This is a genomic window from Billgrantia antri (assembly GCF_019430905.1).
GTDB lineage: Bacteria > Pseudomonadota > Gammaproteobacteria > Pseudomonadales > Halomonadaceae > Halomonas > Halomonas antri.
The window spans coordinates 25,986-52,729 of the sequence record NZ_JAHYCA010000009.1 but is presented as its reverse complement, the minus strand read 5'-3'; the positions used below and the strand labels follow the sequence as shown (position 1 = coordinate 52,729).

Below are 26,744 nucleotides of genomic sequence, written 5' to 3'. Positions count from 1 at the left end.
GCCGCGGCACGCCTTGTCTGCGGTGCCATGTCGCCATGGAACGCCTGCGGTCCGGGCGGGTCAGATGCGTAAAACGGCCAAGGGATGAACATGCTTGCAACCATTCAGCGCTTCTTCCAGCAGGCCCTCTCGGAACCCGAGGGAGGAAGGAGTGCCCCGACACTCGAGCGCGCCACCGCCGCCCTGCTGTGCGAGGTGGTGCGCGCCGACTATCACACCGACGAAGCGGAACTCACGTCGCTGCGTCAGATGCTCAAGCGGCATTTCGGCCTCGCCGATGGCGAAGTCGAGGAGCTGATGGCCATGGCGCGTGAGGAGATCGAGACCTCAGTCGATCACTACCAGTTCGTCAGTCTCATCAAACAGCATTACGACTACGCGCAGCGCTGCGAGCTGGTGCGCATGATGTGGTCGCTGGCCTATGCCGACGGGGAGTCTCATCACCTGGAGGAGCACCGTATCCGGCGTCTGGCCGAGCTGCTGCACGTCAGCCACTCCGACTTTATCCGTGCCAAGTTGCAAGTCCAGGGCAGTGTCGAATAGGTCGTCTTGATCCGTGGCATCAAATGAGGGAACAAGACGGCTGCGGCCTGGCCACACTGCTAGACTAGGCGCTCGTTCCGGCACGCGTCCGGGAGCGTCTGGCCAATTGGAGGGGGGGCATGTCTCGTCAAACCGTTGTTCTGGGTGCCGGCATGGTCGGTGTTTCCATCGCCTGGCATCTGGCCCGTCGCGGCCGTTCGGTACTGCTGGTGGACCGGCGTCAGCCAGGGCGGGAGACCTCCTACGGCAACGGCGGACTGATCCAGCGCGAGGCAGTGCGCCCGTATCCGTTTCCACGTGAATTCGGCAAGTTGCTGAGCACACTGCCCAACCGTCGGGTGGACATCCGTTATCGCGCGAGCGGCATGTTGACCTATGCTGGCCCGTTGTTCGACTACTGGCGGTACTCTTCGCCACGCCATTATGAGCGCATCGCTGACGAATACGCTTCGCTGATCGTGCTTGCCACCGAGGAGCACGCACCCATGATCGAGGCGGCCGGTGCGGCTGACCTGATCGGCAAGGAGGGGTGGCTGGAGGTGCATCGCAGTCAGGCCGAGCTCGAGCGCCGCCGGTTCGAGGCGGAAGATGCCGCCTCCCGTTTCGGTGTGACTCACGCCGTTCTCGATGACAGGAGCCTGGCTCGCAGTGAGCCCCAGTTGGGCACGGGCCTGGCCGGGGCGATTCACTGGACCAACTCATGGAGTGTGGCCGATCCCGGTGCTCTGGTAGCGGCCTACGCCGCGAACTTTCAGCAGCAGGGAGGCGAGTTCCTGCAGGCGACCCTCCGGCGAGTGAGCCAGGACGGTCAAGGCTGGCGTGTCGAGACGGATGACGGCAACCACTACGCTGATGACGTCGTCGTGGCGCTGGGGCCCTGGGCCGGGGAGTGGCTCAGGGCACTGGGTTACCGGCTGCCGACCTTCGTCAAGCGCGGCTACCACATGCACTATGGAGTGCCGCAGGGACAGCGCCTGCGGCACTGGATCGCCGATGCCGATATCGGTTACATCCTGGCGCCGATGCGTGCCGGCATTCGCTTGACGACCGGGGCCGAGCTGGCTCGGCTCGATGCGCCCCCCTCCGGTGGTCAACTGGATGCCGCCGAGGGCCGGGCGCGAGAACTCTACCCGGCGCTCGGTGAGCGTCTGGAGGCGGAGCCTTGGAAAGGGGCTCGTCCCTGTCTCGCCGACATGAAGCCGGTGATCGGGCCTGCACCACGGCACAAGGGGCTGTGGCTAGCGTTCGGCCACGGTCATCAAGGCTTCACCTTGGGGCCGGTGACGGGACGACTGATAGGGGAAATGATGGATGGAGAGCCAGCGTCCGTGGACATGTCGCCGTTTCGCGCGGATCGCTTCCGATAGCTTCAGCGTCGGCTGGCGTCACTTGCTGAGCCGGCGTCGGCGCCGACGGCGCCACTGATGATGGACGAACTTGATCACAAGGGTCATCACGTAGACCACCCAGCCGGCGCTGGCGAGCACGTTGAACAGCAGCATTTTCTGCTGTCCGCTCATGGGGGCGAGCAGGGTCTCGATGAGTACGCCGAACAGCAGTGCTAGTGCCATGGGCAGGGCAAGGATGTGCATCCACATCTCGGTGCGCCGTTTGCGAACGTGGTAGCGGCTCAGATGGATGCGAAAGGGGCGATGCATGAAGCTGACCAGGATCATGGCGCCGAGGGCAAGCATGGCGGCCAGGGTGGGTTCTACGCTATCCATCCTGGCCGAGATGCTGATCGACCAGAAAAAGACGATCCACATCAATCCGGCCAGGATGGCGACGATATCGGCGTAGTGGCGAACCCGAGGCATTGGTATCTCTCACGGCAAAATCGGCGTCGATGATACGGCAAATCGGCGACTGTTGCTGCCGTCGAGGTAACTTTCTCGACGCTGGTCCGACTCTCATCGGTATAATCGGGACTCGACATTCATGCTGACCGACAGGATATGCCGTGACCGCTATCACCCTGACTCGCCCCGACGATTGGCATCTTCATCTGCGTGACGGAGAAGCGCTCGAGACCGTGGTGCCCGCCACTGCCAGGCAGATGGGGCGGGCGATCATCATGCCCAACCTCAAGCCTCCGGTTACCACCACCGAGCAGGCGATGCGCTACCGTGAACGGATCCTGGCGGCGCGCCCCGAAGGCTCGGCCTTCGAGCCCTTGATGACGCTCTACCTGACGGACAAGACGCCGGCCGACGAAATCGAGCGTGCCGTCGCCAGTGGCCGGGTCCACGCGGTCAAGCTCTATCCGGCCGGTGCGACCACCAACTCCGATTCGGGCGTCACCGACCTGGCCCGCTGCGATGACGCGATCGCCGCGATGGCGCGACTGGGATTGCCGCTGCTGGTCCACGGCGAGGTCACTGATGCTGAGATCGACATCTTCGATCGCGAAGCCGTCTTCATCGAGCGCGTGATGAAGCCGCTGCTCGAGCGTCACCCGTCCCTCAAGGTCGTGTTCGAGCACATCACGACCGCCGATGCAGCTGAGTTCGTCGCCCGGGCACCCGCCAACGTGGCGGCAACGATCACCGCCCACCACCTGCTGTTCAACCGCAACCACATGCTGGTCGGCGGCATCCGCCCGCACTACTACTGCTTGCCGATCCTCAAGCGAGAAAGGCATCGTGAGGCGCTGCTGGCGGCCGCCACCTCGGGCAGCGGCAAGTTCTTCCTTGGTACCGACAGCGCCCCACATGCCCAGGGTGACAAGGAGTCGGCCTGCGGATGCGCCGGGGCCTATACCGCCCCAGCGGCGATCGAGCTCTATGCCATGGCGTTTGAGCAAGCCGGGGCGCTGGATCGCCTCGAGGGGTTCGCCAGCCACTTCGGGCCGGACTTCTACGGCCTGCCACGCAACACAGACGCCATTACCCTGGTACGTGAGGAGTGGACGCTGCCGGCATCGCTGCCCTATGCCGACGGCCAACGCATCGTGCCGCTGAAGGCAGGAGAGACGCTGTCGTGGAGGCTGCTCGATTCGTGACGCTGGCTCCGCGGTGCCACGACTGCTCCATCATTAAAATTCCAGTCAAGCATTGCCGGGTGAGCTATGGTTAATGAGCGTAGGATGCGCTCGCTCTTCGTACACCAAAGTTGCCATCAAGGTGCCTGGCGGTTCGGCCGTCGGGCATCCGTGGTCAGTCTTGCGCAGAGAACCGATACAGGATGAAAAAATGGACTCCCAGGCGCGCACGTAGGGTATCTCGGCGCTTTGTCGAGCTTGCGCTCTTGCTGACCGTCGCCAAGGGAAAGATCCCGGTCGTGTATTTCGACAAGTTGCTCAATGTCGGGGATGCGATCACCCCCTTTCTGGTTCGCCGGCTCACCGGGAAGGAAGCTTACCGAGTCCACTCGAACTCGGTCGTTCATCTGCTGGGTGTCGGAAGCATCATCCACCAGGCGAGAAGTCGCAGCCTGGTGTGGGGCAGCGGGCTCATCGATCCGGCGTGGCTGCCGAGGCGCGACGCCCTGGAGCAAGCCAGATTCGTGGCACTGAGAGGCCGGCTTACCCAGGAGCTGCTGGCCGAGAGAGGGGCGGACGTATCCGCATCGGTACTCGGAGACCCCGCGCTCATCGTGCCCCTGCTCTACCAGCCTTCTCGCAGTGGTCGAAAGTTCCGAATCGGGTTGGTACCCCATTACGTCGACCAGGACAACCCGGTCGTCCGCTATATGGCCAAACTACCCGGCATCAAGCTGATCGACGTGAGGCAGCAGCCCGAGCCGTTCATCGACGAACTCAATCAATGCGATTCGATCATCTCGTCGTCGCTGCACGGGCTCATCCTTTCTGATTGCTACCGAATCCCGAACCTTTGGGTGCGCTTCTCCGACGGCATCACTGGCGGTCAATTCAAGTTCCACGACTATTACAGCACCACGGACGTACCGAACAAAAGCGTCATGCCCGTGGCGGATCGGGCTGCGGCCGATGCCTGTATTGTGAGTCTGCCTGAGCGATCCGGTGTCGCCCAGTACCAGGGCGATCCACTACAGCTGGCTGCCGCCTTTCCTTTCTCGGAATTTGGATGGCGGCACGGCAATGTGTGGGGACAATAGTGAAGATTGCTGCCTGACGCGTTCCCTGGGGCGCTACCCTGTCAGGAGTCAGCCGATGGCGGGCTCGGGCTCCACCTGCGGGGCGAGTTGTACAATCATGCGCTCGACCATGCGCGCCGAATGGGCAGCGGCCTTTTCCAGGAACTGCTCGAACGAGAGATGGTTGTCGCCGCCACCGGCGATGTCGGAGAGCGCGCGGATGACCACGAAAGGGCAGCCGTAAAGGTGGCAGGTCTGGGCGATGGCGGCGGCCTCCATCTCGGCCGCGAGCATGGTGGGGAATCGCGAGCGTGTCTTGCTGACCAGCTCCGGGCATGCCATGAAGACGTCGCCGGTGGCGATCAGCCCCTCGACCACTCGGACTTCGCCGAGGGCTTCGACACACTCACGGGCCAGGGCGACGAGGCGTTTGTCGGGCATGTAGGCCGCCGGCATTTGCGGCACCTGGCCGTGTTCGTAGCCGAACACCACGGCATCGACGTCATGATGGCGCACCTCGCTGGAAACCACCACGTCGCCAATGTCGAGACCTTCGCCGAAGCCGCCGGCCGAGCCGGTATTGATGATGGCCTCGGGTTGGTAGACATCGAGCAGCAGGGTGGTGCCGATGGCGGCGTTCACCTTGCCTATGCCCGACTGCAGGATTACCACGTCGACGCCATGCAGCTTGCCGTGGTGGAAGGTGCAGCCGACATGTGTGCGGGTGCGGCGATCTTCCAGCAGGGAGGCGAGGTAAGCCACCTCTTGCGCCATGGCGCCAATGATGCCGATACGTTTCATCTTGTCTTGCGGTCTCCGGTCACGTGGCGACGGGCGCCGTCGAGCTGCGGGTCACCATGTCGCTCATGAGCGGCCTGGCGGCAGTGGCAAAAAAGAAGGGCGCATTCTAGCGAAGCGACAGCCCGTTGTCAGGCTGTGCGGTTCAGAGCGTGGCTACATCCTTTTCCATGGCGTCATGCCGCTCGGCGGCATAGAGGGTGTTCTCCAGCAGTGAAGCGACGGTCATCGGTCCCACTCCGCCCGGCACCGGGGTGATCCAGGAGGCGCGCTCCGCGGCCGGGCCGAACTCCACGTCGCCCACCAGCCGTCCGTCCTCCTCACGGTTGATTCCCACGTCGATGACGATGGCGCCCTCGCGTACCCACTCGCCCTTGACCAGTCCGGGGTTGCCCACTGCCACCACCAGCAGTTCGGCGCGGCGAACATGTGCCTCCAGATCGTGGGTGAAGCGGTGGCACACGGTAGTGGTGCAGCCAGCCAGCATCAGTTCCAGCGCCATGGGACGGCCAACGATATTGGAGGCGCCGACCACGGTGGCATCCAGCCCCCGAACCTTCAGTCCCTGGGCCTGCAACAGCGTCATGACACCTTTGGGCGTGCATGGACGCAGCACCGGGAGGCGCTGCGCCAGACGGCCCAGATTGTACGGATGGAAGCCATCCACGTCCTTGTGCGGCAGGATGCGTTCGAGGAGGGGGCGAGAATCCAGGTGGGCCGGCAAGGGGAGCTGGAGCAGGATGCCATCGATACGGGAATCGGCATTGAGCTCGTCGATCAGCTGTTCGAGAGCCTGTTGGCTGGTATCGCTGGGTAGTGCGTGCCGAAAGGATAGAATTCCTGCCTGCTCACAGGCGCGGTGCTTGTTGCTGACATAGACGTGAGAGGCCGGATCTTCGCCCACCAGGACGACGGCGAGGCCAGGGATGCGCTTGCCCTCGGTGCGACGCGCCTCCACCTGGCGTGCAACCTGTTCGCGGACCTGCGCGGCAATGGCCTTGCCATCGATGAGTTGGGCGGTCATCGTCTCTCCCCCGTGGTGTGTACAGTGAGCGGCGCTCGTGCGGCCGGCTACGGAATGCGAAGGGTGCCGATTTTCGCATGACGTGCCCGCGAGGCAAAGCGCAAAAGCCTCGCTCCGTCAGGAAGCTATTGACCGCGGTCGATTCTCGCGTAGAATACGCAGCGCTCGGCGAGGCCCGTTTGGGCATCGTGGGCCGTGCGAAGGCCGGCGGGGTGTAGCGCAGTCTGGTAGCGCGCCTGCTTTGGGAGCAGGATGTCGGGGGTTCGAATCCCTCCACCCCGACCACAACCTATTGTTTATGCTGAGATATTGGCGAAACGGGGTTGCGGTCAGACGCCATGGAACGTAGAATGCGCCCATAGCTCAACCGGATAGAGCAACGGCCTTCTAAGCCGTAGGTTGCAGGTTCGAGTCCTGCTGGGCGTGCCAGTCTGGCGTAAGTCCTGGCGGATGGCGACCTCCGGCTAGTGAGTTGAGTTCGAAGCACGTTGTTCGCCGGCAGTGTCGATATGGTGGATGTAGCTCAGTGGTAGAGCCCCGGATTGTGGCTCCGGTGGTCGTGGGTTCGATCCCCATCATCCACCCCAATCGACTTCTGCATGGTTCATCTCTGCAATGGTGGATGTAGCTCAGTGGTAGAGCCCCGGATTGTGGCTCCGGTGGTCGTGGGTTCGATCCCCATCATCCACCCCATTGCACCTGTATTACTTTCTAGCGTTTTCCTGTCCATGCTGTGTGCGCTTCGTGCATTCGGCCTCCTTGGCTTTGTGTCTCTCGTCTCTGATGTGCCTTTTCTCGCGGTCGGTGCCGTCGTGAGGTGGAAAGGCATGCCCGATGTGACAGCGTCTTGCTGTCGTCACCCTCACGCTCAGCCTTGAATAATGCCCAATAGCCCCCATCTTGTGGGCGTAACGCTTGCCAGCGTAGGGCGGGATTCTTAGAATCTCTCTTTTACATTCCACGCTTTTTCAAGAACGCCCCCAGTCGGTAGAGGACCATTCATGCAAGTTTCCGTCGAAACGACCTCCCAGATCGAGCGCCGTGTCACGTTCCAAGTGCCGGCCGCCGAGGTCGACGAGGCCGTCGAAGCCCGCCTCAAGGACACGGCGAAGAACATTCGCCTCAATGGTTTTCGCAAGGGTCGGGTACCCATGTCCGTGGTGCGTCAGCGTTATGGCCGCGGCGTGCGTGACGAGGTCGTGGGCGAGCTGATGCGTGAGCGCTACGTGCGCGCTATCACGGAGCAGAACCTCAATCCGGCAGGCTTTCCGAGTATCGAGCCAAAGGTCGATCAGGCGGGTAAGGATCTGGAGTTCGTGGCTTCTCTCGAGGTCTACCCCGAGATCGAGCTGGCTTCGGTCGAGGGTACCGAGGTCGAGCGCCCAGTGGTGCAGGTGAGCGATGCCGATCTCGAAGAGATGATCGAGACCCTGCGCAAGCAGAACGCTTCCTGGGAAGAGGTCGACCGCGCCGCCGAAGAGGGCGATCAGGTCAAGATCGATTTCCAGGGCTTCCTCGGCGACGAGCCGTTCGAGGGGGGGAGTGCCGAAGGTCACGAGCTGGTGCTGGGGTCCGGTAACTTCATTCCCGGCTTCGAAGACCAGTTGGTCGGTGCCAAAGCCGGCGAGGAGAAGGAGATCAGGGTTACTTTCCCTGAGGACTACCAGGCCGAGCATCTGGCGGGCCAGGAGGCCACCTTCAAGGTCAAGGTCCACGCAGTCAAGGGACGCGCCCTGCCCGAAGTCGACGAGGAGTTCATCAAGCGCTTCGGCGTCGAGGACGGTGATCTCGAGAAGTTCCGCGCCGAAGTCAAGAAGAACATGACGCGCGAGGCCAAGCAGGCCGTCGATAACCGCGTCAAGCAGCAGGTTCTCGAGGCGTTGAAGAAGGCCAACGACATCCCCGTGCCCCAGGCGCTGGTGCAACAGGAGACCGATGCGCTCAAGCGCCAGGCGGCGCAGCAGTTCGGTCTGGGCGAGGACTTCGATGTCTCCCAGCTGCCGAACGAGCTGTTCGCCGAACAGGCCAAGGGGCGTGTGCAGGTAGGGCTGCTGCTGGCCGAGGTGATCAAGGCCAATGAGCTCGACGCCAGCGATGACGAGATTCGCGCCAAGGTCGAAGAACTCGCCGAGCAGTATCAGGAGCCCCAGCAGGTCGTTGACTATTATATGGGCAACGATCAGCTCAAGACCCAGGTCAAGTCGGCTATCCTCGAAGAGAAGGCCGTCGACAAGCTGCTGGAACAGGCCAGCGTCAAGGACGTTGAGATGAGCTACCAGCAGGCGCTGGCTGCTGCCCAGCAAGGCGAGCAGGGCGAAGCCGAGGAAGCAGCCAACGGCTGATTCGGCGACGTGAAGCTTCACCTGCCGGTCTCCGAGGTGGAATCGGCAGGTGGGGAAGCGCTTCCATTCATCGGATGCAAGGACATCACACTGATGAGCAACGAGTTCGAGACCCGTAATGCCGGCGGCCTTGTGCCAATGGTCGTAGAGCAAAGCGCGCGTGGCGAGCGGGCCTACGATATCTACTCCCGGCTGCTGAAGGAGCGTGTGATCTTCCTGGTTGGGCCGGTGGAGGATCATATGGCCAACCTGATCGTGGCGCAGCTGCTCTTCCTCGAGTCCGAAAACCCGGACAAGGATATCCACCTCTACATCAATTCCCCGGGCGGTGCCGTGACTGCCGGGATGTCGATTTACGACACCATGCAATTCATCAAGCCCGATGTTTCCACCGTCTGCATCGGCCAGGCCGCCAGCATGGGGGCGCTGCTGCTGGCTGGCGGCGCTGCAGGCAAGCGCTACTCGCTGCCCCACTCGCGGATGATGATCCATCAGCCGTTGGGCGGCTACCAGGGCCAGGCGTCGGACATCGAGATCCACACCCGGGAGATTCTCGGGATTCGTGACAAGCTCAATCGCATCCTCGCCCACCATACCGGGCAGGATATCGAGACGATCGCCCGGGACACCGATCGTGACAACTTCATGAGCGGTTCCCAGGCGGTGGAGTACGGCCTGATCGATGCCGTACTGGATAAGCGGCCCACATCCTGATAGCGTGAAATCAGGCACGCTTCAATTACGTGATTAGCGGCGGCCGACCTGGCCGCCGAAGTGACAGAGGTACGCGAATGGCCGACGGCAAAGGCAAGGATGAAGGCGGCAAGCTGCTTTACTGCTCGTTCTGCGGCAAGAACCAGAATGAAGTACGCAAGCTGATTGCTGGCCCGTCCGTATATATCTGCGACGAGTGTGTCGACCTGTGCAACGACATCATTCGCGAGGAAGTTCTCGATGCCGATGCCGAGAGCGATGAGGAGCGTCTGCCCGTTCCCCGCGAGATTCGTCGCACTCTGGATGAGTACGTAATCGGTCAGGACCGTGCCAAAACGGTGCTGTCCGTGGCGGTCTACAACCACTACAAGCGTCTTCGTGCCGGCATCAAGGGCGACGACGTGGAGCTCGGCAAGTCGAATATCTTGCTGATCGGGCCCACCGGTAGCGGCAAGACGCTGCTGGCCGAGACCATGGCGCGCCTGCTCAACGTGCCGTTCACCATCGCCGACGCCACCACCCTTACCGAGGCGGGCTATGTCGGCGAGGATGTCGAGAACATCATCCAGAAGCTGCTGCAGAAGTGTGACTACGATGTAGAGAAGGCACAGCGCGGCATCGTCTATATCGACGAGATCGACAAGATCTCGCGCAAGTCGGACAACCCTTCGATCACTCGCGACGTGTCGGGCGAGGGGGTGCAGCAGGCTCTGCTCAAGCTCATCGAGGGCACCACGGCGTCCGTGCCGCCACAGGGTGGTCGCAAGCATCCGCAGCAGGAGTTCCTGCAGGTGGACACCGGTAACATCCTGTTCATCGTTGGCGGCGCCTTTGCCGGCCTTGACAAGGTCATTCGCGATCGCGCCGAGAAGGGTGGTATCGGCTTCAGTGCCGTGGTCAAGAGCAAGGACGAGACCAAGGGCGTGGGCGACCTGCTTGCTGACGTCGAGCCGGAGGATCTGGTCAAGTTCGGCCTGATCCCCGAGTTCGTTGGCCGTCTGCCGGTCATCGCTACCCTGACCGAGCTCAGTGAGGACGCGTTGATCCAGATTCTCACCGAGCCCAAGAACTCGTTGGTCAAGCAGTACGCCCGCCTGTTCGACATGGAGGGCGTGGAACTCGAGTTCCGCGAGGACGCCCTGCGGGCGGTGGCGGCCAAGGCGATGGCGCGCAAGACCGGTGCCCGTGGGCTGCGCTCCATCCTCGAGTCGGTACTGCTAGATACCATGTATGAAATTCCCTCCATGGAGGGGGTTTCCAAGGTGGTCATCGACGCCTCGGTCATCGCCGGGGAAAGCGATCCGTTGCTGATCTATTCGCAACAGGAGCAGCGGGTCGACGGGACTGACGGCTGAGGCCTGGCGGCCTCGCTGCCAAGCCCAGACGGAAGAGGGGTCGCTCGGGCGGCCCCTTTTCACGTTTGCTAGCGCTGGCCCTTGCAATGGTGGCGACGTGCCCCCATCCCCCCTGTACACACCGATTTTCTGTTTGAGGAACGTCTGCGATGCAGCAGAACGCCGTTCAGACCTTGAGTCTGCCCCTACTGCCACTGCGTGACGTTGTCGTTTATCCGCAGATGGTGATCCCGCTGTTCGTCGGCCGTGAGAAGTCGATCCAGGCCCTCGACGCGGCGATGGCCGCCGACAAGCGCGTATTGCTTGTCGCTCAGCGCGAGGCCGGGCAGGACGATCCCGGTACCGACGATCTGTTCACCATTGGTACCGTTGCCGAGATCATGCAGCTTCTCAAGCTGCCCGATGGCACCGTGAAGGTACTGATCGAAGGCATGTCGCGTGCTGACCTGCGTGTAGTCCATCACACCGATGGCCATAGCGTGGCCGAGGCCGTGCTGCGCGACAGCGAGCCGTTGAGCGAGCGCGAGCAGGAGGCGCTGGTACGCGTACTGCTCAACCAGTTCGAACAGTACGTCAAGCTCTCCAAGAAGGTGCCCAACGAAGTTCTCAATTCGTTGACGGGCATCGAGGATCCGAGCCGTCTGGTCGATACCATCTGCGCCCACCTCTCGCTCAAGATCCAGGACAAGCAGCAACTCCTGGAGATGGATCGCGTACGTGAACGTATCGAACACCTGATGGCGCTGATCGAGTCGGAGATCGACCTGCTGCAGGTGGAGAAGCGCATCCGCTCCCGGGTCAAGGACCAGATGGAGAAGTCGCAGCGCGAGTACTACCTTAACGAGCAGATGAAAGCCATCCAAAAGGAGATGGGCGAGCTCGAGAACGTGCCCAACGAGGCCGAGAAGTACGAGAAAGCGATCGAAGCGTCGGGCATGCCCAAGGAGGCGCGCGACAAGGCCGTGCAGGAGCTGGGCAAACTCAAGATGATGTCGCCAAGTTCCGCCGAGGCCACGGTGGTGCGTTCTTACCTGGACTGGCTGGTCTCGGTGCCGTGGAAGAAGCGCACCCGGGTCAGGCACGATCTTGTGCATGCGCACAAGGTGCTGGATGAGGATCACTACGGGCTCGACGAGGTGAAGGAGCGAATCCTCGAGTACCTCGCCGTGCAGAAACGGGTCAAGAAGCTAAAGGGGCCCGTGCTGTGCCTGGTGGGCCCCCCGGGGGTGGGCAAGACCTCGCTCGGCCAGTCGATCGCCCGTGCCACAAATCGCAAGTACGTGCGCCTGGCATTGGGTGGCGTGCGCGACGAGTCGGAGATCCGCGGGCACCGTCGAACCTACATCGGCTCGCTGCCGGGCAAGCTGATCCAACGTATGAGCAAGGCCGAGGTCAAGAACCCGCTGTTTTTGCTCGATGAGGTCGACAAGATCGGCATGGATCACCGAGGCGACCCTGCCTCAGCGCTGCTGGAGGTGCTCGACCCGGAGCAGAACGACAAGTTCAACGACCACTATCTCGAGCTCGATTACGATCTCTCGGAAGTGATGTTCATCTGTACCGCCAACTCGATGAACATTCCGGGGCCCTTGCTCGATCGCATGGAGGTCATTCGTCTACCCGGCTACACCGAGGACGAGAAGCTAGCCATCGCCCGGCGCTACCTGGTGCCGAAGCAGCTCAGCGCCAACGGTTTCAAGGAGGAGGAGCTGGCGTTTTCCGACGAGTCGCTGCTCGAACTGATTCGCTACTACACGCGCGAGGCGGGGGTGCGCGAACTCGAGCGGCAGATCGCCAAGGTGTGCCGAAAGGTTCTGCGCGAGCGGCTGGAGTACGCGGGTAAGGGGGCGCAGGCGCCGGCGCTGCTTTCCGCTGCGGAAGTTGAGGCCTATGCCGGCGTGCGTCGCTACAGCTATGGGCTGGCCGACAAGGAGGACCAGGTGGGTCGCGTCACCGGCCTGGCCTGGACATCGGTGGGTGGAGAGCTGCTCAATATCGAATCGGTGGTCACGCCGGGCAAAGGTCGTATCAACAAGACGGGGTCGTTGGGCGACGTGATGAAGGAGTCCGTCAGTGCGGCTCATACCGTAGTGCGTGCGCGAGCAGAGGCGCTTGGCATCGACCCGGAGCGTTTCGAGAAGGAAGACCTGCATATCCACGTGCCGGAGGGCGCCACACCCAAGGATGGCCCCAGCGCAGGCATCGCCATGGTCACTGCCATGGTGTCGGCATATACCGGCCGACCGATACGTTGCGACCTGGCGATGACCGGTGAAGTGAATCTGCGCGGTGAAGTGATGCCGATCGGTGGTCTAAAGGAGAAATTGCTGGCGGCACGGCGCGGTGGTATAAAGATTGTGCTCATTCCGGAAGAGAACCGTCGGGACCTCAAGGAGGTACCGGATAATATCAAGGACGCGCTGGATGTCCGGCCCGTTCGTTGGATCGACGAAGTGCTGGAATCGGCCCTTGCTGAAAGGACCGTCAATGGTGGGGAAGAATCACGAACGGAAGATTCGGCTTCTTCCTCCAGCATGATCAGTACGCATTAACCATAATTGTCGCGTCATGCCCGAGGTCAGAAGCCGGGTATGACGCGGTTTGGCGCCGCAGTTGCTTGACACCTCTTTTGCAGCATTGCTATAAACTGGCAGCCATGCTGTGATCGAGTTGCCGGGCGAAAGGCACGCCGATTAGAGCCATTTTCCGAAACAGTCAAGGGGTGAAGTGTGAACAAATCCGAGCTGATCGAAGCCATCGCCGCGTCTGCCGATATTCCTAAGGCCGCTGCGTCTCGTGCACTGGATGCCATGGTGGACACCGTCTCCGAAAGTCTCAAGAAAGGTGATACGGTGTCTCTCGTCGGATTTGGTACTTTCTCGGTGAAGGAGCGTGCCGCCCGCACCGGCCGCAACCCGCAGACAGGCCAGCCGATCCAGATCAGCGCAGCCAAGGTGCCGACGTTCAAGGCTGGCAAGGCACTCAAGGACTCCGTTAACTGAGTCAACGGATTATTTGCGCCGAAGGTCCGAGTACGGGCGAAGCAACTCGGCAGCAAACGATCAGGCGCATCGCTTCGGCGGTGCGCCTTCTTTTTTCACGCGATGGTAGCTCCCGCATTGGGCGAGCAGGGCTGTCGTGATGGCCCGCAACAGCCCGTCACCGTATAATGTGGCGCCACAGCTAGCCAATAATCTGCAACCGAGGCCTGCATGCTGCAAAGTATTCGTGATCGCTCCAGAAGCTGGGGTGCCAAGATCATCGTGGGTGCCGTGGTGGTCACCATGGCACTGTTCGGCATCGAGTCCCTCGTGGGGCTGTTCGGTGGAGGAGGCGATGAGGTCGCCAAGGTCAATGGACAGAGCATTACCCGCCAGGAGCTGGAAATGGAAGTGCAGCGTGCGATCCGTTCCGGCCAGGTTCCGCCGGAGCAGGAGCGGGCCCTGCGTGGCCAGGTACTCGACGAAATGATAGGTGAGCGCCTGTTACTCGCTTTTGCCGAGGATGGAGGGCTGTATCTCTCCGACGAGCAGCTCGACCAAGTGATCGTGACGTTGCCTGAGTTCCAGGACCAGAGTGGCCGCTTCGATACCGATCTGTTCCGTAACCGTCTGGCGAGTGCCGGCTTCACGCCGACCTCGTTTCGTTCTGCGCTGCGTGTCGACCTCAAGCGCCAGCAACTGCAGCAGGGGCTCGTGATCAGCGACTTCTCGCTCGAAAGCGAGCGTGAGCGACTGGCGTCACTGCAGCGCCAGGTCCGGACGTTCCGCTATCACAGCCTTGGCCCAGGGGATCTCGCCGAGCCCGTGCAAGTCAGCGAGGCGGAGCTCGAGGCTTATTACGAGGAGAATCGCGAAAGCTTCCAGCGTCCTGAGCAGGTGCGCCTTGAGTACGTGATCATCGACCGGCAGGAGATGGCCGAGCAGGTCGAGGTCGACGAGGAGGCGGTTCGCCAGGCGTGGGAAGAACGTGGGCGGGATGCTGATCGTCGCGTATCGCATATCATGGCGACGTTCGGCGACGAGCGAAGCCGCGACGAAGCCGTGGCGCGCCTCGAGGAAGTGCGCCAGCGACTGTCCGAGGGGGAGTCTTTCGACGAGCTCGCCCTCGAGTATTCCGATGATCCCACGACGGCCGAACAGGGGGGCGATCTGGGAGTCGTCAGCCGCGGTTTCTTCGGCGATGCCTTCGACGAAGCGGCTTTCGCGCTCTCGCCTGGCCAGGTGTCCGGCATAGTGGAGACCGACAATGGCTTGCACCTGATTAAAGTGACGGAGTTGAATCAGGCTCCGCTCGAGGAGGTGCGCGATGAGATCGAGCGCGAGCTAGCGCTGGAGCAGGTGAGTGACGAATACAATCGCCGGGTCCAGGCGTTGATCGATGAGAGTTTCGCGGCCGACGATCTTGCCAGTGTCGCTGCTAGCCAGGAACTCGAGCTGCACGAAAGCGACTGGGTATCACGTGAAGGTGGCGAGGGTGTGCTTTCCGAGCCTGGCGTAATGAGTGCGGCTTTCGGTGAGGAAGTGCTGATCGAAGGCTTCAATAGCGAGGTCATCGAGCTGGACGAGGATCGGCGGATGGTGCTGCGCGTGGCCGAGCATCGCGAGGCGACGGTGCTGCCCCTCGCGGAAGTGCGGGACCAGGTTATGGCTGCCGTCGAGCGGCGCAAGCAGCGCGACGCGCTGCTGGAGGTGGCCAGGCAGCAGGCCGAGCGACTGCAGGACGGGGAGGCGCTCGAGCTCGACTGGCAGCGGGTCGAGAAGGCGACTCGTCAGCAGGGCAATGTGCCGCGGGCCGTGCTGCAGGCGGCTTTCCGCCTGCCTCGTCCAGACGGGGATGAGCCCGTCTACGGTTATACCGCCGATAGTGAGCGTGTCACGCTGATCGCGCTGGATAGCGTGGCGGCCGGTGAGCCCGACGAGGAGACCGAGGCCTTCGTGGCACGCATGGCGCAGCAGCTGCGCGCCCAAGCCGCCATCCAGGGGCTGCGCAGCCATTTGCGCGAGACCGCCGAGGTGGAGCGCTACTGATTCGGAATGGTGGAGTGTGACAAGGAGGGGGCGTAGCCCCCTCTTTTACTGTCTATTATTATACCGTTATCTAGCATGAAAATGCTGTTGGCCGCCGCTGGTTCTGTTACTCTATAACAATGGTTTGACACGATTTCAGCCTTCAGGATGTCTCATGAGCACAGCGCCTCTCGCAGCCATTCCCGTCCACTTGTTTACCGGTTTCCTCGGCAGTGGCAAGAGTACGCTGATTCACCGCTTGATCGAGCAGAAGCCCGCAGATGAGCGCTGGGTGGTTGTGATCAACGAGTTTGGTCAGATCGGTATCGATCAAGCCATGTTCGAAGTGCGGGACGACGTGGTGGTCAAAGGGCTGCCGGGGGGGTGTCTCTGCTGCCAACTGGCTTTCGTTCTGCAGGCCACTCTGGTCAACCTGCTGCACCGTCATCGGCCTGATCGTCTGATTATCGAGCCGTCCGGGCTGGGACACCCGGCAGGCTTGCTCGATGTGCTGCAGGGAGAAGCTTTCATCGGCGTTCTGGAGCTGCGCGATGTCGTGGCATTGCTCGATCCTGCGCGGCTCGAGGATTCCCGTGCACGAGAACACGAGACGTTCAGCGATCAGTTGGCCATGGCCGATGCCGTGGCATTGACCATGAGCGACCGGGCGACTTCTGGACAGTTGGCTGGCGCTCGGCATCACGTGGATGCGATGTGGCCACCCAAGAAATGGGTGGCCGAGATTGCCCATGGCGAGCTGCCGGTTTCACTGCTGCTGGAAAGTGGTCAACATCGGAAGGAGGCGGGGCCCAGGGTGAGCGGCGGCCATGACGCCCTTCGCGACTCGGCTCGGCAGGTGGTGGTCCTGGATGGCTTCGATGCGGCCGCGCCACAGCCCGGACAGCCGCTGCAGGAGAGCGGCATGGCGCTAGGCTACCTTACCCTGAGCTGGCGCTGGCACTGTGAGGACGTGTTCGATCTCGACCGTTTGACGCAGGTGCTGGATCGCCTGCCATCTCAGCTGAGGGTGAAAGGGGTGTTGCATACCGATGCGGGGTGGAAGCTCTACAATCGTGGGGATGGCGCGGCAAGTCTGGCCGCCAGCGCTTGGCGCAAGGACTCGAGACTGGAGCTGATCGCCGAGTCGGAATTCATGCCGTCCGTGGAGGATACTCTTACGGCCCTGCAGGCGTGTCGCCGGCAGGGCCGTAAGGATGCGGCATGGCGCTGAAATGGTGGGGTTACAGTGCGATTTCGCGCAGTACCGGATCACCGTCTGCACCGATCTCGACTTCCCAGCCCTTGCCGGGCTGCCAATCGCCCAACACGATGCGTCGCGCGGGCTGCTCTTCGACTTCCATCTCATGTACGGCGGGGCGGTGAGTGTGGCCGTGGATCAGTGTGGTGACGCCATGATCGCGCATGACGCGCTCGACCTCGGTGGGGGTGACATCCATGATGTCCTCGGCCTTGCTGGAATTGGCCTCGCCCGACTGCTGGCGCAATTGAGCGGCCAACTGGAGGCGATCGGCCAGCGGCATGGAGAGTATCTGCTCTTGCCAGGCGGGATTGCGGGCCTGTTCGCGAAAGGCCATGTAGGCCTCATCGCGTGTGCACAGGCTGTCACCGTGCATGAGCAGGACCGGCTGGTCGGCGAAGCGCAGTACGGCCGGGTCGGTGACCAGCTTGGCGCCGGCTGCCGCGGCAAAGCGATGGCCGAGCAGGAAGTCGCGGTTGCCGTGCATCAGGTAGATGGCCGTGCCTTTGTCGGCCAGTTGTCTAAGTGCGCCGGCGACGCGAATGGCCAGTGCAGCATTGCCGGTGGGGTCCTGGTCGGCATGGTCGAGCAGATCGTCGCCTATCCAGGCCTCGAAGAAGTCACCCAGGATATAGAGTGCATCGACGCCGTGGGCGCGCCGCTCGAGCCAGTCGAGAAAGCCTTCAGTGACCTCAGGAGCGCCGGGGTGCAGGTGCAGGTCGGAGATCAGCAGGGTGGTGGTCATGGCGTGTCCCAGGCTTGGTGAAGCGAGCTGCCGAACGCCCGCTGCATGCGGGCGTGCGGGGCTGCGAAATCAGCTGTCGCTGGCTTCTTCCTTGACGTAGGCGCGCTGGATCAGCACATCCTCGGCGGGCACGTCGGCGTGCATGCCGCGACGTGTGGTATCTACGGCGGTGATGCGCTCGACCACGTCCATGCCCTCGACCACTTCACCGAACACGCAGTAGCCCCATCCCTGGATGGACTTGCCGCTGTGGTTGAGGAAATCGTTGTCAGCCACGTTGATGAAGAACTGTGCGGTGGCGGAGTGCGGATCCTGGGTGCGGGCCATGGCCAGGGTGCCGGTCAGGTTTTTCAGACCGTTGTCGGCTTCGTTCTCGATGGGGTCTCGGGTGGGCTTCTGGTTGAAGTCCTGGTCGAAGCCGCCGCCCTGGATCATGAAGCCGGGAATGACTCGGTGGAAAAGCGTGCCGTCGTAGTGCCCGTCGCGAACGTATTGCTCGAAGTTGGCCGCGGTCTTGGGCGCCTGGTCGTGATTCAGGGCGATGGTGATATCGCCGAAGCTGGTCTCGAGAATGATCATCGAAGTTTTCCTGTCTGAAGGAGCGCGCCTTGGCGCCGTGCATGGGCGTGGCGTTATAATAGCGGTTTTGCATCGATGCGCGAAGCGCGTCGGGTCCATCGATAACCGAGACCCCTCCCGAATTCGCGACCCAACCAGAGGTTTGCCGCAACGACATGAGCAGCGAAAACGCCAGTGCGCCGAATTTCATTCGCAACCAGATCCGTGACGAGATCGATGCCGGCCGTGCCGGCAAGGTCGTGACCCGCTTTCCACCGGAGCCGAACGGTTTCCTGCACGTGGGGCATGCCAAGTCGATCTGCCTGAATTTCGGTCTGGCCGAGCAGTTCGGTGGGGATTGTCATCTGCGCTTCGACGATACCAACCCGGCCAAGGAGGAGCAGGCCTACATCGATGCCATCAAGGAGGACGTCAGCTGGCTCGGCTTCGAGTGGGCCGGTTCCGTGCGCTACGCCTCCGATTACTTCGAACAGCTCTATGCCTGGGCGCAGCATCTGGTTCGTGAGGGCAAGGCCTACGTCGACGATCTCTCCCCCGACGAAATGCGCGAGTACCGCGGTACCCTGACCGAGCCGGGGCGCCCGAGCCCATGGCGCGAGCGCAGCGTAGAGGAGAACCTCGACCTGCTCGAGCGCATGCGCGCCGGCGAGTTCAACGAAGGCGAGAAGGTGCTGCGCGCCAAGATCGACATGGCCTCGCCCAACATCAACCTGCGCGACCCGATCCTCTACCGCATTCGTCATGCCCACCATCATCAGACCGGCGACAAGTGGAAGATCTACCCTTCGTATGATTTCGCCCACGGCCAGTCCGATGCCATCGAGGGGGTGACCCACTCGATCTGCACGCTGGAGTTCGAGGATCACCGGCCGCTCTACGAGTGGTTCCTCGACAACCTGCCGGTACCGGCCAAACCGCGCCAGATCGAGTTCGCCCGGCTCAACATGAATTACACCCTGACCTCCAAGCGCAAGCTCAAGCTACTGGTGGACGAGGGCATCGTAGACGGCTGGGACGATCCGCGAATGCCGACCATCTCGGGCATGCGCCGCCGTGGCTATACCCCGGCGTCGATCCGCAAGTTCTGCGAGATGATCGGCGTGACCCGGGCCGACGGCGGCCTGGTCGATATCGCCATGCTCTACCATGCCATTCGTTCGGACCTAGAGGACAACGCGCCGCGCGCGATGAGCGTGCTCAACCCGGTCAAGGTGGTGTTGACCAACGTGGCGGAAGAGCACGAGGAGGTGTACGAGGTGCCGGGCCACCCCGCCCGTGACGACATGCCCGTGCGCCGCGTACCGTTCACCCGCGAGCTCTACATCGACCAGGACGATTTCATGGAGGAGCCGCCGAAGAAATTCTTCCGCCTGGCGCCGGGGAAGGAGGTTCGCCTGCGCAATTCCTACGTGATTCGCTGCGACGAAGTGGTCAAGGACGCCGCCGGTGGTATCGAGGAGCTACGTTGCTCGGTGGATTTCGACACCCTGGGCAAGAACCCCGAAGGGCGCAAGGTCAAGGGCGTGATCCACTGGGTCAGCGCGACCCATGCGGTGCCTATGGAAGTGCGTCTCTATGACAACCTGTTCCTTGTCGAGCAGCCTGACAAGGACAAGGACGCCGACTTCCTCGAGCACCTCAATCCCGAGTCGCTCAAGGTCTGTCAGGCCATGGGCGAGCCGAGCCTGGCCGATGCCACCCCCGAGTCGCGCTTTCAGTTCGAGCGCGTGGGCTACTTCTGTGCCGACCGTCACGCCTGTCGCGACGGCAAGCTGGTGTTCAACCGCACTGTCGGGCTGAAGGACAGTTGGGCAAAGATACAGAAGAAGGGCTGACATGCAGATCTACAATACGCTGACGCGGCGCAAGGAGACGTTCACGCCGATCGAGCCGGGCAAGGTGAACATGTACGTGTGCGGCATGACCGTCTACGACTACTGCCACCTGGGCCATGCCCGGGTGATGGTGGCCTTCGACGTCATCACCCGCTACCTGCGTTGGCGCGGTTATGACGTCACCTATGTGCGCAACATCACCGACATCGACGACAAGATTCTCAAGCGGGCCGACGAGAACGGCGAGAGCATCACCGCGCTGACCGAGCGCATGATCGATGCAATGCACGAGGACGAGAAGCGCCTGGGCGTGCTGCGTCCCGACCATGAGCCGCGTGCCACGGGCCATGTGGGCGAGATCATCGCCATGGTCGAGACCCTGATCGACAAGGGCTACGCCTATCCGGCTGAAAACGGCGACGTCTATTATCGTGTGCGCAAGTTCGAGGGCTACGGCAAGCTCAACAACCGCAACCCGGACGAGATGCGCGCCGGTGCCCGGGTCGAGGTCGACGAGCACAAGGAGGATCCGCTCGACTTCGTGCTGTGGAAGGCCGCCAAGCCGGGCGAGGCGAGCTGGTCCTCGCCTTGGGGTGAGGGCCGCCCCGGCTGGCACATCGAGTGCTCGGCCATGTCGACCTGCTGCCTGGGCGATACCTTCGACATCCACGGTGGCGGACCGGACCTGACCTTCCCGCATCACGAGAACGAGATCGCTCAGTCCGAAGCGGCCACCGGCAAGCCCTACGTCAACACTTGGATGCATGCCGGGGCCGTGCGGGTGAACCAGGAGAAGATGTCCAAGTCACTGGGCAATTTCTTCACCATCCGCGAGGTGCTCGAGGTTCACGACCCGGAAGTGGTGCGCTACCTGCTGGTGGCCAGCCACTACCGTAGCCCGATCAACTATGCCCCCGAGTCGCTGGCCGAAGCGCGCAAGTCGCTGGAGCGTTTCTACACCGCTCTCGAAGGGCTCGACCCGCAGAGCGTTGCGGTGGGTGAGACCGTCGGCCGTTTCGCCGAGCGCTTTACCGCCGCCATGGATGACGATTTCAACACCGCGGAAGCACTTTCGGTGCTGTTCGAGCTGGCTCGCGAGCTGAACCGTGCCAAGGCGGAAGCACCCGACGAGGCACTGTCGCTGGCCGCCGAACTGCGGCGTCTGGGCGGGGTGCTGGGGCTGTTCGGTCAGGAACCGAGCCGTTTCCTCAAGGGCGGCCAGGCGGCACTACCGCTTACCGAGCAGGAGATCGAGGCGCGCATCGTTCAGCGGGCCGAGGCCAAGAAAGCCAAGGACTTCGCCGCTGCCGATGCGATTCGCGACGAACTCGCGGCGCTGGGCATCGTGCTCAAGGACTCTCGCGAGGGTACGAGCTGGGTCTTCGAGTCGCCCAGGCCATAACGGGGCTTTCAAGGTCTCTGCGCCCGGCTTCGGCCGGGCGCAGTCGTCTTGGGCCTCAGGCAGGTGCGCTAGGCGGCAGCGGAATCCGCAACGGCCAGGCATCGTCCACGACGAAGAGACGCCTCAGGCGGCGGCCGGCTGACGAGTCGAGCAGTGCAATTTGAAGCGGTGCGGCCGGGTGGGAAAAATGCTGGGCGAGGCGCGCCTCGACTTGTCGCAGGGGCAGAAAGGCTTCGTCCCGCGGTAACGCCAACCAGTGGGGTTTGGTCAGCCAGGCCGCCCGTGTGTCCCGATGCAGGCTGTCGCGCAGGCGTCGCCAGTCGCGCCAGTGCAGCCAGTGGCCGCGCAGGTGATCGGGTGCCGCTTCGTATGGGGCCGGCATGAAAAGCGGCCAAGGGTAAAACAGCACACCCGGTATCGCCAGCTGGCGCCGAATGGTAGCGTCTTGAGTCGGGCCGATGTCGCGTGGCTGGGTATGCTGACGGATCGTTAGACGGGTTTCGGCGCGATCGGTCAGGCGCAACTGATGTCGATCGAGGTGGCTGCGCTTGGTCGCCAGACTGTCCGCCCCGCCGGGGCCGATCCAGCGCGCCTGGTCGCGCACAGGGCCAGGACCTTCGGGGAGGCCAAGGTAGAACTTGATTGCCACTTCGAGATGTACCGGCGTGGGATCGTTGCGGCGGCGATAGAGCAGGTCGAGCTCGCCCAAGGTACGCTTTCCCTGGTGAATGCGCAGGTTGCTGGCGAGCAGGCGGGTTCCCGGAGCGGTATCGAGCAGGAACTGCCACAGGCGTTCGTGGTAATGCCCCATGCGGCCATCGACGGTATCGCCGACGCGACGTTCCAGCCCCTGGGGAGTGGACTCGAGTTCGTCGAGCCAGGTGCCCAGGTGGTCATTGTCTTCCAGGCCCAGGTCCGCCCGGCTGGGGCGTCCCGGCCAGGGGGTGGCGATCAGGTCGGGCGCCAGCACGATCCAGGCCAGATCGCGTACCAGCGGATGGTGGCAGCGGGCGAGCAGGGCGGCATCGTCCTCGGACATGATGGGCGTGTGGCTCCGCGTTGAGATCGGGGTCTGACAGTCAAACTGTACACGCCTTATACTCTACTGACATTCACAACGGATGGTGGTGATATGAAACGCTCCTTGTCCAGTCTGGCGGCGCTGGCTGCCGGCTCCCTGTTGTTCGCCGCAGGCGCGCAGGCCAATGAACCGGTGACGGTCGCTTCGAAGATCGATACCGAGGGCTCGGTTCTTGGCCAGTTGATCATTCAGCGTCTGCAGCAGGGCGGCATCGAGACCGAGAATCGACTCCAGCTCGGCGCCACGAACATCGTGCGCCAGGCGCTGACGAGCGGTGAAATCGACCTCTATCCCGAATACACCGGTAACGGTGCCTTCTTCTTCGACATGACCGACAGCGATGTCTGGCACGACGCCGAGCGGGCCTATGAGACGGTGCGTGAGCGCGATGCCGAGAATGGTCTGGTCTGGCTGACCCCGGCGCAGGCCAACAACACCTGGGCCATGAGCGTGCGCGGCGACCTGGCCCGTGAGCATGACCTCGAGACCCTCGAGGATCTCGCTGAATATCTCGATGACGGAGGGGAATTCAAGTTCGCCGCCAGCGCGGAATTCGTCGAATCGGAATTGGCACTGCCGGCCTTCCAGCAAGCCTATGGCTTCGAGCTTAGCGCCGATCAGCTGCTGGTGCTGTCCGGTGGCAATACCGCAGCGACCATGCGTGCCGCCGCTCAGCAGACCAGCGGCGTAAACGCCGCCATGACCTATGGCACCGATGGTGGCCTCAAGGCACTCGACCTGGTGGTGCTGGAGGACACACTCGGGGTACAGCCGGTCTATCAGCCGGCTCCGGTGGTGCGCCAGGACGTGCTCGATAGCTACCCGCAGATCGCCGAGCTGCTCGAGCCGCTGTTCCAGTCACTCGATCTCGAGACGCTGCAGGAACTCAACGGCCGGGTTGCGGTGGAGGGGCTCGACCCGAGCCAGGTCGCCGAGGAATATTTGGCCGGGCTGCAGGACTGACGCGTGGGTGAGGGCAGGGTCTCTCCCAACTGGGTCGTGTTGAGTCTGATGCTGGCCTGCTTGGCAGCATGGCTGATCCTCGATGCGGTGAGCGTGGCGCCCAACCGCATCGTGCCTGGCTCAGCCTACGCAGCGCTAGAGATCATGAGCGGTTGGCCGGCTCTTCTGCTGACGGCTCCGATGCTTGCCGTGGTGGTGCTGGCCTGGCGTCCGGATCAGCAGAGGCTGAAGCTGGCGCTGGCTACCACCGTGCTGCTGCTGGCCCTGCTGCCGCTGTGGCTCTCGGCAGCGACGGCAGTCTTGGTGGAGCCCTCCATGCCTCAGGCGCGTGTCGGCATCGGACCCTCCCTGTGGTTACTGCTGTTTCTGCTGCTGCTGGTGCTGATCGAGCTGCGTACACGTCTTGCGCTGTCGCGCTCCATGGGTTGGTGCCTGTTGCTGCCGATGATCGTGAGCTGGTGGTTGTCGCTGGCATTGTGGTTGGAGCCATTGGCGTTGCAGCGCGAATACCAGGCGCGCAGTGCCCAGTTCACGAGTGCGTTGACCATGCATTTGGTACTGGTGGGTGCTGCGGTGGCTGCCAGTCTGGTATTGGCCGCGCTATTGGCCTTGGCCATGCGCCGGCATGCCGGAATCCGGCGAGCGGGGTTCGGTGTGCTCAACTTCCTGCAGACCATTCCCAGTCTGGCATTGTTCGGTCTGCTGCTGGCACCGCTCGCCTGGCTCGGTACGCATGTCGACTGGCTGGCGGCGATCGGCGTCAGCGGCATTGGCTGGGCACCGGCGTTCCTCGCCCTTCTCGGTTACAGCCTGCTTCCCATGGTGCGCAACATCCACGTGGCGCTGGAGGAGGTCGATCCTGCGGTGATCGAATCGGCACGAGGCATGGGCATGAGTCGTCGCCAGGTATTCCTGCAAGTACGCCTGCCGTTGGCGCTGCCGATCGTGATAGAGGGCATTCGCATCACCACCGTACAGGCCATCGGATTAACGGCAGTGGCGGCTCTGATCGGTGCCGGTGGCCTCGGTACCTTCATCTTCCAGGGCCTGGGGCAGGCGGCGATGGATATGGTGCTGCTCGGTGCCCTGCCGATCATCGTCATGGCGTTGTTCGCCGATGCGCTGTTTGGATCTCTTAGTGAACGCCTGCGCCAGGGAGGAACGGCATGATCGAACTCTTCGACGTGACCAAGCGGTTCGGCAGCGAGGTCGCCGTCGACGGTATCTCGCTACGGGTGGAAACGGGTGAGCTCTGCGCCTTGGTCGGAACCTCGGGCTGTGGCAAGTCCACCACGCTGAGCATGATCAATCGACTGATCGAGCATGATGGCGGCGAAATCCACCTGGACGGCCAGCCGGTACGCAGCTTCGATGAGGTGGCGCTGCGGCGTCGCATCGGTTATGTCATCCAGAGTACTGGGCTGTTTCCCCACTGGACGGTGGCGCGCAACATCGGCCTGGTGCCGCGCCTGCTCAAGTGGCCCAAGGGCAGAGTGCGCGAGCGGGTCGAGGAACTGATGCAGTTGCTGGGGCTGCCGGTGGCGGAGTTCGCCGACAAGTACCCACGCCAGCTGTCCGGAGGCCAGGCCCAGCGCGTAGGCGTGGCCCGGGCGCTGGCCGCCGACCCGGACATCCTGCTGATGGACGAGCCCTTCGGCGCGCTGGATCCCATCACGCGTGAGACGTTGCAGCATGAGCTGCGCGAGCTCCAGGCGCGGCTGCACAAGACCATCGTATTCGTTACCCATGACATGGACGAGGCGCTGGCACTGGCCGATCGGCTGGTGGTGATGCATCAGGGCCGGATCGTTCAGCAGGGCAAACCCATCGCGCTGCTGCACGATCCGGTGAACCCCTTCGTCGAATCGCTGCTGGGCGGCATGGACAGGGGACTCAAGGAGGCCGCACTGATTCAGGTCGGCGAACGCATGCTGCCGCTAGGGCCGCGTCTTCTGGCCAGCGAGCGGATTGCCTACGGTGCGTCGTTGAGCCAGGCGCTCTCGGTCATGCTATGGCACCAGGTGGACCGTCTGACGGTGGTCGACGAAGAGGATATTCCCATCGGCGAGCTGTCGCTGCGTCGTCTGCTCGGGGCGAAGGCGTCATGAAGCCGGGGTCCCTCCTTGCCAGGCATGTCGCCCCAGTGCCCACCAGTCGCCGCTGGCTGGTACCGATGGCATGGTTCATCCTGCTGCTGATGCTGTCGGCCGGCATGGGGCAGCTGGAGTGGCTGTTTCGGTTGGTCGAGCCGGACGTGCGGGAAGTGATTTACCGTCGGGCGGGATTCTTCGCGTTGCTGGGCCAGCACGTCATGGTGGTGGGCGTTGCCTCGCTGCTGGCGGTATTGCTGGGCGTAGGGGGCGCCATTGCCGTTACCCGCCCGGCCGGCAGAGACTTCCTGCCGCTGGTCTCGCAGCTCGCCTCCATCGGCCAGACCTTCCCTCCCGTTGCCGTGCTGGCGCTGGCAGTGCCGGCGCTGGGCTTCGGTACCCTGCCGATCGTCGTCGCGCTGCTGCTCTATGGCCTGCTACCGATCGTGCGCAATACCCTGGCCGGCATCGACGGCATCGATCCCGACGTTCACGAGGCGGCTCGAGGCATGGGCATGACCGCGGGTGAGGTGCTGCGCCAGGTCGAGCTGCCGCTGGCTGCCCCCGTGATCATCGCCGGGATTCGTACCTCGGTAACCGTCAACATTGCCACCGCAGCGCTGGGAGCGACCGTGGGTGCCAGCAATCTGGGCGACCCGATCATCGCCGGCATCGTCAACGGCAATACCGCCTACATTGTTCAGGGGGCCTTGCTGATCGGGTTGCTGGCGATCACCGTGGACAGCGTTTTCGAGCGGCTCCAGCCTGCGAGCCAGGCCTAGGGGCGCGAGTTTTTCCGTTAGTATTCCAGCAGACAGGACATTCGTCGTAAAAACGGCAGTTGACCAGCAAAATAGGTGCGTTTAATTTCATCTTACGTTAACGTCAACCTATCCAGCGTTGGCGATTTGCTGGAGCGACCCTCTGGCAGATGACTACATTAGAGACAA

General features: G+C 62.8%; 23 protein-coding genes and 4 tRNA genes. 21 read left to right on the top strand and 6 right to left on the bottom strand.

What is annotated here, in order from left to right; genetic code table 11:
• Positions 1-90: 90 nt before the first annotated feature.
• Both KPL81_RS19855 and KPL81_RS19850 read left to right on the top strand, forming a co-directional pair.
• Positions 91-543 carry a tellurite resistance TerB family protein gene (locus tag KPL81_RS19855; protein ID WP_209472131.1) on the top strand — a complete coding sequence of 151 codons (453 nt, stop codon included), beginning with the start codon at positions 91-93 and terminating at the stop codon, positions 541-543.
• A 119-nt stretch (positions 544-662) separates the two neighbouring features.
• The gene (locus KPL81_RS19850; protein ID WP_219793596.1) at positions 663-1,910 is read left to right on the top strand and encodes an NAD(P)/FAD-dependent oxidoreductase; all 1,248 of its coding nucleotides are present in this window, start codon (positions 663-665) and stop codon (positions 1,908-1,910) included.
• Positions 1,911-1,928: 18 nt separating this feature from the next.
• Here the strand turns inward: KPL81_RS19850 and KPL81_RS19845 are convergent, their stop codons facing one another.
• Positions 1,929-2,360, bottom strand: a complete 432-nt coding sequence (locus KPL81_RS19845; RefSeq protein ID WP_219793595.1) for a hypothetical protein — start codon at positions 2,358-2,360, stop codon at positions 1,929-1,931.
• A 143-nt stretch (positions 2,361-2,503) separates the two neighbouring features.
• Between KPL81_RS19845 and pyrC the strand changes: the two genes are divergently transcribed.
• Entirely contained in the window at positions 2,504-3,544 is a 1,041-nt protein-coding gene (gene pyrC, locus KPL81_RS19840; protein ID WP_219793594.1) for a dihydroorotase, read from the top strand.
• Between the two features lie 245 nt (positions 3,545-3,789).
• Positions 3,790-4,620, top strand: a complete 831-nt coding sequence (locus KPL81_RS19835; RefSeq protein WP_219793593.1) for a polysaccharide pyruvyl transferase family protein — start codon at positions 3,790-3,792, stop codon at positions 4,618-4,620.
• Between the two features lie 48 nt (positions 4,621-4,668).
• Here KPL81_RS19835 and mtnN read toward each other — a convergent pair whose 3' ends face one another.
• Together mtnN and folD are read right to left on the bottom strand one after the other, a co-directional pair.
• Positions 4,669-5,400, bottom strand: coding sequence for a 5'-methylthioadenosine/S-adenosylhomocysteine nucleosidase (mtnN, locus tag KPL81_RS19830; protein ID WP_219793592.1), 732 nt, complete (start codon positions 5,398-5,400; stop codon positions 4,669-4,671).
• A 142-nt stretch (positions 5,401-5,542) separates the two neighbouring features.
• The gene (folD, locus tag KPL81_RS19825; protein WP_219793591.1) at positions 5,543-6,421 is read right to left on the bottom strand and encodes a bifunctional methylenetetrahydrofolate dehydrogenase/methenyltetrahydrofolate cyclohydrolase FolD; all 879 of its coding nucleotides are present in this window, start codon (positions 6,419-6,421) and stop codon (positions 5,543-5,545) included.
• A gap of 208 nt (positions 6,422-6,629) precedes the next feature.
• Here folD and KPL81_RS19820 point away from each other — a divergent pair.
• The 11 genes from KPL81_RS19820 to KPL81_RS19770 all read left to right on the top strand — a co-directional run bounded on the left by KPL81_RS19820 (position 6,630) and on the right by KPL81_RS19770 (position 17,072).
• Positions 6,630-6,706, top strand: a tRNA-Pro gene (locus KPL81_RS19820).
• A 67-nt stretch (positions 6,707-6,773) separates the two neighbouring features.
• Positions 6,774-6,850, top strand: a tRNA-Arg gene (locus KPL81_RS19815).
• Positions 6,851-6,933: 83 nt separating this feature from the next.
• Positions 6,934-7,008 (top strand) — tRNA-His (locus tag KPL81_RS19810).
• 31 nt (positions 7,009-7,039) lie between these two features.
• Positions 7,040-7,114, top strand: a tRNA-His gene (locus tag KPL81_RS19805).
• 308 nt (positions 7,115-7,422) lie between these two features.
• On the top strand, positions 7,423-8,763 hold the full coding sequence (tig, locus tag KPL81_RS19800) for a trigger factor (protein WP_219793590.1): 1,341 nt from the start codon (positions 7,423-7,425) through the stop codon (positions 8,761-8,763).
• A gap of 93 nt (positions 8,764-8,856) precedes the next feature.
• A complete protein-coding gene (clpP, locus tag KPL81_RS19795; protein WP_209472123.1) occupies positions 8,857-9,477 on the top strand; it encodes an ATP-dependent Clp endopeptidase proteolytic subunit ClpP in 621 nt (206 codons plus the stop codon).
• A 77-nt stretch (positions 9,478-9,554) separates the two neighbouring features.
• Positions 9,555-10,832: an ATP-dependent Clp protease ATP-binding subunit ClpX gene (clpX, locus tag KPL81_RS19790; protein ID WP_209472122.1), complete on the top strand. Its 1,278-nt coding sequence runs from the start codon at positions 9,555-9,557 to the stop codon at positions 10,830-10,832.
• Between the two features lie 149 nt (positions 10,833-10,981).
• Positions 10,982-13,384 carry an endopeptidase La gene (gene lon / locus KPL81_RS19785; protein ID WP_219793589.1) on the top strand — a complete coding sequence of 801 codons (2,403 nt, stop codon included), beginning with the start codon at positions 10,982-10,984 and terminating at the stop codon, positions 13,382-13,384.
• Between the two features lie 177 nt (positions 13,385-13,561).
• Complete coding sequence (locus tag KPL81_RS19780; RefSeq protein ID WP_197447248.1) at positions 13,562-13,834, top strand: HU family DNA-binding protein; 273 nt, start codon at positions 13,562-13,564, stop codon at positions 13,832-13,834.
• Positions 13,835-14,044: 210 nt separating this feature from the next.
• Positions 14,045-15,862, top strand: a complete 1,818-nt coding sequence (locus KPL81_RS19775) for a SurA N-terminal domain-containing protein (protein WP_219793588.1) — start codon at positions 14,045-14,047, stop codon at positions 15,860-15,862.
• A 154-nt stretch (positions 15,863-16,016) separates the two neighbouring features.
• On the top strand, positions 16,017-17,072 hold the full coding sequence (locus tag KPL81_RS19770) for a CobW family GTP-binding protein (RefSeq protein ID WP_219793587.1): 1,056 nt from the start codon (positions 16,017-16,019) through the stop codon (positions 17,070-17,072).
• 10 nt (positions 17,073-17,082) lie between these two features.
• Here KPL81_RS19770 and KPL81_RS19765 read toward each other — a convergent pair whose 3' ends face one another.
• Together KPL81_RS19765 and KPL81_RS19760 are read right to left on the bottom strand one after the other, a co-directional pair.
• The gene (locus tag KPL81_RS19765) at positions 17,083-17,844 is read right to left on the bottom strand and encodes a UDP-2,3-diacylglucosamine diphosphatase (protein WP_219793586.1); all 762 of its coding nucleotides are present in this window, start codon (positions 17,842-17,844) and stop codon (positions 17,083-17,085) included.
• 69 nt (positions 17,845-17,913) lie between these two features.
• Entirely contained in the window at positions 17,914-18,423 is a 510-nt protein-coding gene (locus KPL81_RS19760; RefSeq protein ID WP_209472117.1) for a peptidylprolyl isomerase, read from the bottom strand.
• A gap of 155 nt (positions 18,424-18,578) precedes the next feature.
• Between KPL81_RS19760 and KPL81_RS19755 the strand changes: the two genes are divergently transcribed.
• A complete protein-coding gene (locus KPL81_RS19755; RefSeq protein ID WP_219793585.1) occupies positions 18,579-20,258 on the top strand; it encodes a glutamine--tRNA ligase/YqeY domain fusion protein in 1,680 nt (559 codons plus the stop codon).
• A 1-nt stretch (position 20,259) separates the two neighbouring features.
• Positions 20,260-21,660, top strand: coding sequence for a cysteine--tRNA ligase (gene cysS, locus KPL81_RS19750; RefSeq protein WP_219793584.1), 1,401 nt, complete (start codon positions 20,260-20,262; stop codon positions 21,658-21,660).
• Between the two features lie 55 nt (positions 21,661-21,715).
• On the opposite strand, the gene KPL81_RS19745 is transcribed toward cysS, so the two are convergent.
• Complete coding sequence (locus tag KPL81_RS19745; protein ID WP_219793583.1) at positions 21,716-22,699, bottom strand: DUF1853 family protein; 984 nt, start codon at positions 22,697-22,699, stop codon at positions 21,716-21,718.
• A 93-nt stretch (positions 22,700-22,792) separates the two neighbouring features.
• On the opposite strand from KPL81_RS19745, the gene osmF reads away from it, so the two are divergent.
• Genes osmF through KPL81_RS19725 form a run of 4 tightly spaced genes read left to right on the top strand, consistent with a single transcriptional unit; the run spans position 22,793 to position 26,576 of the window.
• Positions 22,793-23,704 (top strand): glycine betaine ABC transporter substrate-binding protein OsmF, encoded by a 912-nt coding sequence (osmF, locus tag KPL81_RS19740; RefSeq protein ID WP_209472113.1) that lies wholly within the window; start codon positions 22,793-22,795, stop codon positions 23,702-23,704.
• A 3-nt stretch (positions 23,705-23,707) separates the two neighbouring features.
• Entirely contained in the window at positions 23,708-24,874 is a 1,167-nt protein-coding gene (locus tag KPL81_RS19735) for an ABC transporter permease (RefSeq protein WP_242597396.1), read from the top strand.
• Complete coding sequence (locus KPL81_RS19730) at positions 24,871-25,812, top strand: ABC transporter ATP-binding protein (RefSeq protein WP_219793582.1); 942 nt, start codon at positions 24,871-24,873, stop codon at positions 25,810-25,812. Before KPL81_RS19735 ends, KPL81_RS19730 begins: the two co-directional genes overlap by 4 nt.
• Entirely contained in the window at positions 25,809-26,576 is a 768-nt protein-coding gene (locus tag KPL81_RS19725) for an ABC transporter permease (protein WP_219793581.1), read from the top strand. Before KPL81_RS19730 ends, KPL81_RS19725 begins: the two co-directional genes overlap by 4 nt.
• Positions 26,577-26,744: the final 168 nt, after the last annotated feature.